Raw genomic sequence first — 12,167 nt, 5'->3', positions numbered from 1 at the left:
TGTACGTTGCAAACTGTTTATGGCGCATACCATTTCGTTTAAGTGATACACAGTTCTAGGATGGGTGTCAACACCGAACCGGGAAGGCGTGCTCAATGGCGGACGAAGTCGAAGAGGCGCTCCCCCGCGCCGTCGCGCTGAGCTGGGGCGTCGCCGAGCGGCCGCAGCGCGGACCCAAGCGCGAGCTGAGCATCGAGCGCATCGTCGAGACGGCGATCGGCGTCGCCGACCAGGAGGGCCTGTCCGCGGTCTCGATGAGCCGGATCGCGACGGAGCTCGGCTTCACCACGATGTCCCTGTACCGCTACGTGACGAGCAAGGACGATGTGCTCGCGCTCATGCAGGACGCGGTGTGCGAGGTCCCGATCCCGGCCGAGGACGACCGCGGGCCGGACTGGCGCGCCGGGCTGCGGCGCTGGTCGATGGCCACCATCGAGGTCATGCAGGCGCACCCGTGGTTCCCGGACATCCCGATCTCCGGCATCCCGCTGATGCCGAACAACCTCGCCGTGCTCGACTGGGGGCTGCGCGAGATGCGCGACCTGCCGCTGGCTGATGCGGAGAAGATGTCGACGGCGCTGCTGCTGTCGTCGTACGCGCGCGCGGTCGGGATCGTGGAGCGGGATGTGCGGCAGGCGCGCCAGGAGGGCTCGACGCCGCCGCAGAGCGGGGAGGCGTTCACGGCCGCGCTCGCGGAGCTGGTCACGCCGGAGCGGTTCCCCGACCTCGCTCCCCTGGTCGCCTCCGGCGGCTACTCCGACGCCGAGGACGAGCAGGACGACTTCGCGTTCGGGCTGGAGCGCATCCTGGACGGGATCGAGCGCTACGTCACCGCCCGCGCGGCCGGCGAACCGGTCGTGGCGTACGAGCCGCGACCGGAGCCGGTGCCGCGCGACAAGGCCGTCCGCGAGGCGACGAAGGCGCGCCGGGAGGCCGAGAAGGCGCTGCGCGAGGCCCGCAAACGCGAGCGCGAGGCCATCGCCCGCGCCCGCGAGCGGGCGATGCGCGCCTGAGCGCTCACGGATTCGTGCCGAATGTCGCGATTCGCGGCGCGAAACCGCACATTCGGCACGAATCTGCGGGGGCTAGCGCAGCGCGGTCGTCGCCCGGTCGCGGGTGGTGAGGTCGCGGTGGGTCGCCGCGGCGCGCCAGCCGTCGGCGGTCAGCAGCTCGCGGATCTGCGCGCCCTGCAGCTCGCCGTGCTCCAGCACGAGGGTTCCGCCCGGGCGGAGCAGCCTCCGCGCGACGCCGGATATGACGCGCACGACGTCCAGCCCGTCGGCGCCGCCGTAGAGCGCCACGGCCGGGTCGAAGAGCCGCACCTCCGGGTCGCGCGGGATCGCGTCGTCCGGCACGTACGGCGGGTTGGAGATGACGACGTCCACCGTGCCGTCCAGCTGAGGGAGGGCGTCGGCGAGGTCGCCGAGCACGGCCTGGAGGTTGCTCGCGCCCACCGACTCGACGTTGCGGCGCGTCCAGGCGAACGCCTCCGGGGACTTCTCCACCGCGTAGACGCGGGCGTGCGGGACCTCCGTCGCCATCGCGAGGGCGATCGCGCCGCTGCCCGTCCCGAGGTCGACGCCGACCGGCTCCGCGGACGGGACCGCGCGGAGCGCGTCGATCGCGAACTGGACCACCTGCTCGGTCTCCGGCCTGGGCACGAACACGCCGGGGCCGACCGCGAGCTCCAGGGAGCGGAACGGCGCGACGCCGGTGATGTGCTGCAGCGGCTCCCGCGTGGCCCGGCGGGCGGCGAGCTCGCGGACCCGGCGGGCGTCGTCCGCGTCGATCGCGGTGTCCATGACCACCAGCGCCTGCACCCGGCCGCGCCCGACGCCGAGCACGAACGCGACGAGGAGGTCGGCGTCCACCTCCGGGTCGGGCACCCCCGCCTGCGCGAGGGCGGCGACCGTCTCGTCGCGGAGGGAGCGGACGGTGGAGGGCGCGGAGTCTGACATGGCCCGACGAGCTTACCGTCACAGGCCGCCACCGAGGCCCCGGGCGGAATAGAGTGGAGGCCATGCCAGCACAGGTCTACGAGAACATCACCGAAACCGTCGGACGCACTCCCCTCGTCAAGCTGAACAGACTCGCCGCCGACGCCGGTGCGACCGTGCTGGCGAAGCTGGAGTTCTTCAACCCGGGCGGAAGCGTCAAGGACCGCATCGGCGTCGCGATCATCGACGCCGCCGAGAAGTCCGGCGAACTGCGCCCCGGCGGCATCATCGTGGAAGGGACCAGCGGCAACACCGGCATCGCGCTCGCGATGGTCGGCGCCGCCCGCGGCTACAGGGTCATCTTGACCATGCCGGAGACCATGTCCAAGGAACGCCGCGTGCTGCTGCGCGCGTTCGGCGCCGAGATCGTCCTCACCCCCGGCCCCGACGGGATGCGCGGCGCAGTGGAGGCCGCCCAGAAGATCGTGGCCGAGAACGACAACGCGATCTGGGCGCGCCAGTTCGCCAACGAGGCCAACCCCGCCATCCACCGCGCCACCACCGCCGAGGAGATCTGGGCGGACACGGACGGCGGAGTGGACATCTTCGTCGCCGGCATCGGCACCGGCGGCACCATCACCGGCGTCGGCCAGGTCCTCAAGGAGCGCAAGCCCGAGGTGCAGGTGATCGCCGTCGAGCCGGCGGACTCCCCGATCCTCAACGGCGGCAAGCCGGGCCCGCACAAGATCCAGGGCCTCGGCGCGAACTTCGTGCCCGAGATCCTGGACACCAGCATCTACGACGAAGTCATCGATGTGTCGTTCGACGACTCCATCGCCGTGGCAAAGCGGCTCGCCAGTGAGGAGGGCATCCTCGCCGGCATCTCCTCCGGCGCGATCATCTGGGCCGCCCTCCAGGTCGCGGCACGGCCGGAGAACGCGGGCAAGACCATCGTCGCGATCGTCTGCGACACGGGTGAGCGGTACATCTCGACGGCCCTCTGGGCCGATCTGCTGGACTGACGGCGTGGCCCTGTTCCGGGCGCGCGAGGACATCCGCAACGCGCGCACGCACGACCCCGCCGCGCGCGGGGGCGCCGAGGTGGCGCTGGTCTACTCCGGCCTCCACGCCGTCTGGTCGTACCGCGTCGCCCACCGGCTCTGGCGGGCCGGCTTCCGGACGCCCGCACGGATGCTCTCCCAGTTCACCCGCTTCCTGACCGGCATCGAGATCCACCCCGGCGCCCGAATCGGCCGCCGCTTCTTCATCGACCACGGGATGGGCGTCGTCATCGGCGAGACCACCTGGATCGGCGACGACGTGATGCTGTACCACGGCGTGACCCTCGGCGGCCGCGGCAGCGGCCACGGCAAACGGCACCCGACCATCCACGACCATGTCACGGTCGGCGCCGGCGCCAAGGTGCTGGGCGCGATCGAGATCGGCACCCGGACGGTGATCGGCGCGAACGCGGTCGTCGTGCACGACGCGCCCCCGGACTCGGTGCTCACCGGCGTGCCCGCGCGGGCCCGCCCGCGCTCCGGCCACGAGCAGATCGCCGGCGACGAGTGGCAGGACCCGGCCCTCTACATCTGACCCGATCGAGGCGGCGCAAAGTGCGCCGCTGAGCGCCGAGGCGGCGGAGAATGCGCCGTCTCGGCGCTCAGAGCCCCACTTTGCGCCGTCTCGGCGTCAGTCGGAGCCGAGGTCGGCCAGGCGGGCCTCCTCGTCGGCGAGGATGTTGGACTCGATGACGGGCTCCAGGGCGCCGTTCATGACCGAGTCGAGGTTGTACGCCTTGTAGCCGGTGCGGTGGTCGGCGATCCGGTTCTCCGGGAAGTTGTAGGTGCGGATGCGCTCGGAGCGGTCCATCGTGCGGATCTGGCCCTTGCGGAACTCGGCCGCCTCGGCGTCCGCTTCCTCCTGCTGCTTGGCGAGGAGCCGCGCCCGGAGCACGCGCATCGCGGCCTCCCGGTTCTGCAGCTGGCTCTTCTCGTTCTGCATCGACACCACGATGCCGGTCGGCACGTGGGTGATCCGCACCGCCGAGTCCGTCGTGTTGACCGACTGGCCGCCAGGGCCGGACGACCGGAAGACGTCGATCTTGAGGTCGTTCTGGTTGATGTCCACCTCTTCGGGCTCGTCGACCTCGGGGAAGACGAGCACACCGGCGGCGGAGGTGTGGATGCGGCCCTGCGACTCGGTCGCCGGAACCCGCTGCACGCGGTGCACGCCGCCCTCGTACTTGAGGTGCGCCCACACGCCCTCGGCCGGGTCGCTCGACGACCCCTTGAAGGCGACCTGCACGTCCTTGATGCCGCCGAGGTCGCTGGAGGTCTGCTCGATGATCTCGGCCTTCCAGCGCTTCGAGTCCGCATAGTGCAGGTACATGCGCAGGAGGTCGCCGGCGAACAGCGCGGACTCGGCCCCGCCCTCCCCCATCTTGATCTCCATGATGACATCGCGGCTGTCGTTGGGGTCCCGCGGGATCAGCAGGCGGCGCAGCTTCTCGCCGGACTCCTCCAGGCTCTGCTCCAGGCCGGGGATCTCCTCGGCGAACGCCTCGTCCTCCGCGGCCAGCTCGCGCGCGGCCTCCAGGTCGTCGGAGAGCTGCTTCCACTGGTTGTACGAGGCGACGATGCGCGAGAGCTCCGCGTAGCGGCGGTTCACCTTCTTGGAGCGCACAGGGTCGCTGTGCAGCTCGGGGTCGGAGAGCTGCTGCTGGAGGTCGTCGTGCTCGGCGATGAGGCCGTTGACCGACTCGAACATGCGTGACTTCTTTCTGGAGGCGCCGGCGGGAAACGAGAAAGCGCCCGCCCACCGCGCACAGTGGCGCGGCGGACGGGCACTTCGTCAGCTAGCGGTGGTCGTTCTCGTGGCCGTGCGAGTGCGCGTTGCCGTGGCCGTTGGCCGGCGCGGGCATCGACTTCTGCACCTGCATGAGGAACTCGACGTTGCTCGAGGTCTCCTTGAGGCGGCCGAGCACGATCTCCAGGGCCTGCTGCTGGTCGACGCCGGCGAGGGCGCGACGCAGCTTCCAGGTGATCTTGACCTCGTCCTGGCCCATCAGCATCTCCTCGCGGCGGGTGCCGGAGGCGTTGACGTCGACGGCCGGGAAGATGCGCTTGTCGGCGAGCTGGCGGGACAGGCGGAGCTCCATGTTGCCGGTGCCCTTGAACTCCTCGAAGATCACCTCGTCCATCTTGGAGCCGGTCTCGACCAGCGCCGAGGCGAGGATGGTCAGCGAGCCGCCGTGCTCGATGTTGCGCGCTGCGCCGAAGAAGCGCTTCGGCGGGTACAGCGCGGACGCGTCGACACCGCCCGACAGGATGCGACCGGAGGCCGGCGCCGTCAGGTTGTACGCGCGGCCGAGGCGGGTGATCGAGTCGAGCAGCACGACCACGTCGTGGCCGAGCTCGACCAGGCGCTTGGCGCGCTCGATCGCGAGCTCCGCGACGGTGGTGTGGTCCTCGGCGGGACGGTCGAAGGTGGAGGCGATGACCTCGCCCTTCACCGTGCGCTGCATGTCGGTGACCTCTTCGGGACGCTCGTCGACCAGCACCACCATGAGGTGGACCTCGGGGTTGTTGGTGGTGATCGCGTTGGCGATCTGCTGCATCACGATGGTCTTGCCGGCCTTCGGGGGCGCGACGATGAGGCCGCGCTGGCCCTTGCCGATCGGGGCGACCAGGTCGATGATCCGCTGGGTGACCTTGCCGGGCTCGGTCTCCAGGCGCAGACGCTCCTGCGGGTACAGCGGGGTGAGCTTGCCGAACTCGACGCGGGTCGCGGCCTCCTCGACGGTCTGGCCGTTGATCGAGTCGACCTTCACCAGCGCGTTGTACTTCTGGCGGCTGTTGTTCTCGCCGTCGCGCGGCTGGCGGATGGCGCCGACCACGGCGTCGCCCTTCCGGAGGCTGTACTTCTTCACCTGGCCGAGCGAGACGTAGACGTCGCTGGCGCCGGGGAGGTAGCCCGTGGTGCGGACGAACGCGTAGTTGTCCAGCACGTCGAGGATGCCCGCGACGGGGATCAGCACGTCGTCGTCGGCGATCTCCGGCTCGAACTCGTCGCCGGCCACGCCGCCGCGGCGCTTGCGGTTGCGGTCGCGGTAGCGGCCGGCGCGGTCGCCCTCGGCCTGCTGCTGCTCCTGCGGGCCGCGGTTCTGCTGACCGCGCTGCTGGCCGTCGCCCTGGAGGTCCTTCGGCTGGTTCTGCTGAGCCTGCTGGCCGCCCTGCTGGTTCTGCTGAGCGCCCTGCTGGTTCTGCTGGGCCTGGTCGTTCTGGGCGTTGCCCTTGTTGCGGTTCCGGTTGCGGCGGCTGCGGCCGGAGGGCTGCTGCTCACCGCCCTGCTCGGCGGCGTCGCCCTGCTGGTCGCCGCTCTGGTCGCCACGGGGCTGCTCGCCACGGTTCTGGTCGCCGCGGGCCTGCTCGGCCTGCGCCGGCGCCTCGGCCGACTGCTCGTCGGTCTCCTGGCCGTTCTGCTGGCCCTGGCCGTTCTGACCGCGGCCGCGGCGACGGCGTCCGCCGCCCTGGCCGTCGCGCTGCGCCTGCTCGCGGGAGGCGAGCGCGGAGTCGAGCAGAGCGTCGACGTCCGGGATGAGCGACTCGACACCGGTCTCGCCGGTGTTGACGTGGGTGCCGGCGCCGACGCTGGTCGACGGGACGATGCCCGTGCCGTCCGGGCTGGAGACCCGGCGCGAGCCGCGGCGACGCGGCTCCGGGACGACCTCGGCGAGGAGGGCGTCGCCGGCGAAAGGCTCGTCGGCCACAGGCTCGGCGATGAGCGGCTCGATGAGCACCTGGGAGGCCGCGGTCGCGTGGTCCGCCTGCTGCTCGGTCTCGGCCGGGACCGTCTCGGTCGAGACGGGCTCTGCCGCTTCCGACTCGGCGGGCGCCTCGGTTCCGGCAGCCGCGGCGCGAGCCGCCGCGATCGCCGAGACCAGCTCGCCCTTGCGGAGCCGGGTCGCGCCCTGGAGGCCGAGCTCTGCGGCGAGAGCCTGCAGCTCCGCCACCTTGAGCGAGGTCAGGTCGCTGGTGTCCACGCCCCCGGCGTGGAGTTCGACATCAGTCACTGAAGAGGATTCCTTTCCCCCGGCGCGCACTCTGCGCGCCGCTGTGGAGCATCGTCACGTGAGCCTGCCTTACCGTGCTGCGTTCTGATCCGCGCTACGGTGCGCTCTGGATTCCCGGATGCTCCGGAGGTCCGAAAAGCGCAGGCAGGAGTGACGGCATGATTGCTAAGAGATCACCCGGAAGCTGGATTCGCTCGTGACGCGGGTTCTTCACGGGTGCACTCGGTAGTTTACCACCTCGCGTCACAGGCTTCGGACGCTACGCCGCCGGTGTGTCCGCGTCGTCGGCGGCCACCGCGGTGACCGTCGCGCCCTTGAAATCGACCGCGAGCATCAGCGGCTGCCAGGCCGTCTGCGCCTCGCGGGCGACGAGCTCCGCCGCGGCGAGCCGCTGGCTCGGGTCGCTGCAGAGCACCAGGATGGACGGGCCTGCTCCGGACACCACGGCCGCGAAGCCGTTGGACCGCAGCAGCGTGATCAGCCGGTCGGTCTCCGGCATGGCCGAGGCGCGGTAGCTCTGGTGGAGCTTGTCCTCGGTCGCCGCGTGCAGCAGCTCGGGGCTCTGGATGAGAGCCGCGACCAGCAGGGCCGAGCGCGAGACGTTGAAGACGGCGTCCTCGTGGGGCACCGACTGCGGCTGGAGGCTGCGGGCGAGCGCCGTCGACATGACGTGCTCGGGCACGAGCACGAGCGGCGAGACGCCCCGGTGCACGATCAGCTTCTTGAAGCGCGGGCCGTCCGGGGTGACCCAGGCGATCGTGAGGCCGCCGAACAGCGCAGGCGCGACGTTGTCGGGATGGCCCTCCATGTCGTTCGCGAGCGCGAGCAGCGCCTGAGCGTCGAACTCGACGACGCCCTCCAGCAGCCCCTTGGCGGCCATGATGCCGGAGACGATCGCCGCTCCCGACGAGCCGAGGCCGCGGCCGTGCGGGATGCTGTTGCGGGCGAGCAGGTCCAGCCCTGGCAGCGCGACGCCGACCGACTCGAAGGTGTGGGCGATCGCGCGCACGACGAGGTTGCTCTCGTCGGTCGGGACCTCCCCGGCTCCCACGCCGACGACCTCCACGGTCGCGCCCGGCTCGTCGCGCACGCTGACGCGCAGCTCGTCGTACAAGGCGAGCGAGAGCCCGAGGGTGTCGAAGCCGGGACCGAGGTTGGCGCTCGTCGCCGGGACCTTGACCGCGACCGTGCGCCCGCGCAGGTCGGCGGTGCGCAAGGTCATGCGGAGGCTCCGGCGGTCGGCACCAGCCCGAGCACGTCGGCGATGGCGTTCGTGTCGACCGGGACGATCGTGGGCTTCACGTCGGAGCCGTCGGCCGTGCGGAGGGCCCACTGCGGGTCCTTCAGACCGTGGCCGGTGACGGTGAGCACGACGGTGGCGCCGGCCGGGATGACGCCGGCGGCGGAGCGCTCCAGGAGGCCGGCGACGCTGATCGCGCTCGCGGGCTCCACGAAGATGCCGACCTCGGCGGAGAGGATGCGGTGCGCCTCCAGGATGCCCGCGTCGTCGATCGCGCCGAAGTAGCCGTCGCTGTCGTCGCGCGCGTTGAGCGCGAGCTCCCACGACGCCGGGTTGCCGATGCGGATCGCGGTGGCGATGGTGTCGGGCTCCTTGACGGCGTGGCCGAGCACGATCGGGGCGCTGCCCGCGGCCTGGAAGCCGAACATCCGTGGCAGCGTGGTGGCCTCGCCGCGCTGCAGCTCCTCGGTGTAGCCACGGTGGTACGCGGTGTAGTTGCCGGCGTTGCCGACCGGGACGATGTGGAAGTCCGGGGCGTCGCCCAGGACCTCGACGACCTCGAACGCGGCGGTCTTCTGGCCCTCGATGCGGTCGGGGTTCACCGAGTTGACCAGGTGCACCGGGTAGTTGGTGGCGAGGTCGCGGGCGATGTCGAGACAGTCGTCGAAGTTGCCCTGCACCTGGAGGAGCTGCGCGTTGTGCGCGATCGCCTGGCTGAGCTTGCCCATCGCGATCTTGCCCTCGGGCACCAGCACGACGGCCTGGATGCCGGCGTGCGTGGCGTACGCGGCGGCAGAGGCGGACGTGTTGCCGGTGGAGGCGCAGATGACGGCCTTCGCGCCGTGCTCGACGGCCTTGGAGATGGCCATCGTCATCCCGCGGTCCTTGAAGGAGCCGGTCGGGTTCATGCCCTCGAACTTCACGAAGACGTTCGCCCCGGTGCGCGCGGAGAGCGCGGGAGCCGGGAGCAGCGGAGTGCCGCCCTCGCCGAGCGTCACGATCGGGGTCGCCTCGGAGATGTTCAGGCGGTCCGCGTACTCGCGGAGCACTCCGCGCCACTGCCGGCTGTACGACTTCGGCCCATTCGACGACTGGGGCATTACGATCCTTCGACTCGGAGAACGGAAGAGACGGCGGTCACCACGTCGCTCGCGGCGAGCGCCTCCACGGTGGCCGCCAGCGCGGCCTCCTCGGCTTCGTGGGTGCCGATCACCAGGGTAGCGGTGGGGGCGGTCGCGCCGTGAATCGGAGCATTACCGGGTATTACGACGGAGGTCGTCGTGCTCGGCACGGACTGCTGCACCGTCTCGACGCTCACCCCGCCGTCGCTCAGGATGTTGGCGACGGTGGCGAGCACGCCCGGCTGGTCCTCCACCGACAGGGTGATCTGGTAGCGGGTCACGACGCGGCCGACATCGAGCACCGGCAGGCCCGCGTGCGTCGACTCCGCGACGCCGGGGCCGCCGACGACGTGCCGGCGGGCGGCGGACACCACGTCGCCGAGCACGGCGGAGGCCGTCTCCACGCCGCCGGCGCCCGCGCCGTAGAACATCAGGTCGCCCGCGGCCTCGGCCTGGACGAAGACCGCGTTGTGCGCGCCGCGCACGGCGGCCAGCGGGTGCTCGCGGCTGATCAGGGCCGGGTAGACGCGGGCGGAGACGCCCTCCTCGCCGGTCTCCGGGTCGACCAGTCGCTCGCAGATCGCCAGCAGCTTGATCACCCAGCCGCCCGCGCGGGCCGCCTCCACCTGCTCGCGGGTGATCGAGGTGATGCCCTCGCGGTAGACCTGCTCCAGCGGCACGGTGGTGTGGAAGGCGAGGCTCGCGAGGATCGCGGCCTTCTGCGCGGCGTCGTAGCCGCCGATGTCCGCCGTCGGGTCGGCCTCCGCGTAGCCGCGCTCGGTGGCGGTGGCCAGCGCGTCGGCGAGGGTCTCCCCCGTCGCTTCCATCCGGTCGAGGATGAAGTTGGTCGTGCCGTTGACGATGCCGAGGATGCGCGAGACCGTGTCGCCGGCGAGGCTGTCGCGCAGCGGCCGGATGATCGGGATGGCGCCGGCGACGGCCGCCTCGTAGTAGAGCTGAGCGCCGACCTGCTCGGCGGCCTCGAACAGCTCGGGGCCGTGCGTGGCGAGCAGCGCCTTGTTGGCCGTGATGACGTCGGCGCCGGAGTTCAGCGCCTCCAGCACGTAGCCGCGGGCCGGCTCGACGCCGCCCATCAGCTCCACGACGATGTCGGCGCCGAGGATGAGTGACGTGGCGTCGGTGGTGAGGAGCTCCTTCGGGAGGTCGACGTCGCGCGGCGCGTTCACGTCGCGCACGGCGATGCCGACCAGCTCCAGCCGCGCGCCGACGCGCGAGGCGAACTCGTCGCCCTGCTCCAGCAGCAGCCGCGCCACCTGTGAGCCGACGGAGCCGGCGCCCAGCAGCGCGACCCGGAGGTTGCGGTATTCGATCATCGGCCGGTGCTCCCGTCTTCGTACGCGGCGTCGCGTGCCAGCAGGTCGGCCTCGGTCTCGCCGCGCACGATGACGCGGGCGGCGCCGTCCCTCACGGCGACGACGGCCGGGCGGCCGAGGTAGTTGTAGTTGCTGGCCAGCGACCAGCAGTAGGCGCCCGTCGCGGGCACGGCGAGGAGGTCGCCCGGGGCGACGTCGCCGGGCAGGTACTCGGCGTCCACCACGATGTCGCCGCTCTCGCAGTGCTTGCCGGCGACCCGCACGAGCGCGGGAGCGGCGGCGGACTCGCGGCCCGCGATCCTGGCCGAGTAGTCGGCGCCGTAGAGAGCTGGGCGGGCGTTGTCGCTCATCCCGCCGTCGACGCTCACGTAGCGGCGGACCGCGGTCTCGCCGTCGTCGTGGGCGGCGACCGTGACGTCCTTGGTCGTGCCGACCGTGTAGAGGGTGAGGCCGGCGGTGCCGATGATCGACCGGCCCGGCTCGAACGCGACGGCGGGGATCGGGATGTCGAGGTCTTCGCAGCCGGCGGCCACGGTCTCCGCGATGCTGCGGGCGAGCACGTCGATCGGGGCCGGGTCGTCCACCGCGGTGTACGCGATGCCGAAGCCGCCGCCGAGGTTCAGCTCGGGGACGTCGCCGCCGGCGAGCAGCTCCTTGTGCACAGCGAGCAGGCGGGCGGCGGACTCCGCGAAGCCGTCCGCGCCGAAGATCTGCGAGCCGATGTGGCAGTGCAGGCCGAGGAAGGCCAGCCCGGCGTGCGAGCGGATCCGCGAAACGGCATCTGCGGCGTCCGCCAGGGCGATGCCGAACTTCTGGTCCTCGTGGGCCGTGGCCAGGAACGCGTGAGTGTGCGCGTGCACGCCGCTGTTCACCCGCAGCCGGACGCGCTGGACGACGCCGTGGCGCTCGGCTGCCTCCGCGACGCGCTCGATCTCCTGGAGGCTGTCGATGATGAGCGCGCCGACGCCCTCCGCCACGGCGCGGTCGATCTCGGCGAGCGACTTGTTGTTCCCGTGGAACCCGAGCCGCTCGGCCGGGACTCCCGCGGCGAGGGCGACCGCCAGCTCGCCCCCCGAGCAGACGTCGATGTTGAGCCCGGCCTCCGTCATCCAGCGCGCGATCTCGATGGAGAGGAACGCCTTGCCCGCGTAGTAGACCCGGGCGGCGGAGCCGACCTCGGCGAGGGCCCGCTGCAGGGCCGAGCGGACCTCGACGGCGCGCTCGCGCGCCTCGGCCTCGTCGACGACGTAGAGCGGCGTGCCGAAGCGCTCAGCGAGCTCCGCGACGGGGACGCCCCCGACGACGATCGCGCCCTCCTCGCGGTGGACGGTGCGCGACCAGAGGCCGGGGACCAGCGCGTTCGCGTCGGCCGGCTCCCTCAGCCACGGAGGTGCGAGCGGATTCGATGCCATGGGGACAACCTCACGAGTACGGGAAATCACGAGTGGGGTTCTCTCTGGC

The 12,167-nt window shown here is 71.7% G+C and carries 10 protein-coding genes; 3 read left to right on the top strand and 7 right to left on the bottom strand.

The genetic code is table 11. The features are described from left to right. Window positions 1–95 precede the first annotated feature (95 nt). The gene (locus ABH923_RS18600; protein ID WP_370056882.1) at window positions 96–1,013 is read left to right on the top strand and encodes a TetR/AcrR family transcriptional regulator; all 918 of its coding nucleotides are present in this window, start codon (window positions 96–98) and stop codon (window positions 1,011–1,013) included. 72 nt (window positions 1,014–1,085) lie between these two features. On the opposite strand, the gene prmC is transcribed toward ABH923_RS18600, so the two are convergent. Further along, window positions 1,086–1,958 (bottom strand): peptide chain release factor N(5)-glutamine methyltransferase, encoded by an 873-nt coding sequence (gene prmC / locus ABH923_RS18595; RefSeq protein ID WP_370056881.1) that lies wholly within the window; start codon window positions 1,956–1,958, stop codon window positions 1,086–1,088. Window positions 1,959–2,020: 62 nt separating this feature from the next. On the opposite strand from prmC, the gene cysK reads away from it, so the two are divergent. Both cysK and epsC read left to right on the top strand, forming a co-directional pair. After that, window positions 2,021–2,959 (top strand): cysteine synthase A, encoded by a 939-nt coding sequence (cysK, locus tag ABH923_RS18590; protein ID WP_370056880.1) that lies wholly within the window; start codon window positions 2,021–2,023, stop codon window positions 2,957–2,959. Window positions 2,960–2,963: 4 nt separating this feature from the next. Beyond that, window positions 2,964–3,533, top strand: coding sequence for a serine O-acetyltransferase EpsC (epsC, locus tag ABH923_RS18585; protein ID WP_370056879.1), 570 nt, complete (start codon window positions 2,964–2,966; stop codon window positions 3,531–3,533). A gap of 96 nt (window positions 3,534–3,629) precedes the next feature. Here the strand turns inward: epsC and prfA are convergent, their stop codons facing one another. The 6 genes from prfA to lysA form a co-directional block, all read right to left on the bottom strand. Then, complete coding sequence (prfA, locus tag ABH923_RS18580) at window positions 3,630–4,706, bottom strand: peptide chain release factor 1 (RefSeq protein ID WP_370056878.1); 1,077 nt, start codon at window positions 4,704–4,706, stop codon at window positions 3,630–3,632. Window positions 4,707–4,794: 88 nt separating this feature from the next. Further along, complete coding sequence (rho, locus tag ABH923_RS18575) at window positions 4,795–7,011, bottom strand: transcription termination factor Rho (RefSeq protein WP_370056877.1); 2,217 nt, start codon at window positions 7,009–7,011, stop codon at window positions 4,795–4,797. A gap of 259 nt (window positions 7,012–7,270) precedes the next feature. After that, window positions 7,271–8,233, bottom strand: a complete 963-nt coding sequence (gene thrB / locus ABH923_RS18570) for a homoserine kinase (RefSeq protein WP_370056876.1) — start codon at window positions 8,231–8,233, stop codon at window positions 7,271–7,273. After that, window positions 8,230–9,351: a threonine synthase gene (thrC, locus tag ABH923_RS18565; RefSeq protein WP_370056875.1), complete on the bottom strand. Its 1,122-nt coding sequence runs from the start codon at window positions 9,349–9,351 to the stop codon at window positions 8,230–8,232. Before thrC ends, thrB begins: the two co-directional genes overlap by 4 nt. After that, window positions 9,351–10,706, bottom strand: a complete 1,356-nt coding sequence (locus ABH923_RS18560) for a homoserine dehydrogenase (protein WP_370056874.1) — start codon at window positions 10,704–10,706, stop codon at window positions 9,351–9,353. The genes thrC and ABH923_RS18560 overlap by 1 nt, the downstream gene beginning before the upstream one ends. Then, window positions 10,703–12,118: a diaminopimelate decarboxylase gene (gene lysA / locus ABH923_RS18555; RefSeq protein ID WP_370056873.1), complete on the bottom strand. Its 1,416-nt coding sequence runs from the start codon at window positions 12,116–12,118 to the stop codon at window positions 10,703–10,705. Before lysA ends, ABH923_RS18560 begins: the two co-directional genes overlap by 4 nt. Window positions 12,119–12,167: the final 49 nt, after the last annotated feature.

Source organism: Leifsonia sp. EB41 (assembly GCF_041262565.1).
Taxonomy (GTDB): domain Bacteria; phylum Actinomycetota; class Actinomycetes; order Actinomycetales; family Microbacteriaceae; genus Leifsonia.
The sequence above is the reverse complement of the archived record's forward strand: the minus strand, read 5'-3'. Positions and strand labels throughout refer to the sequence as shown.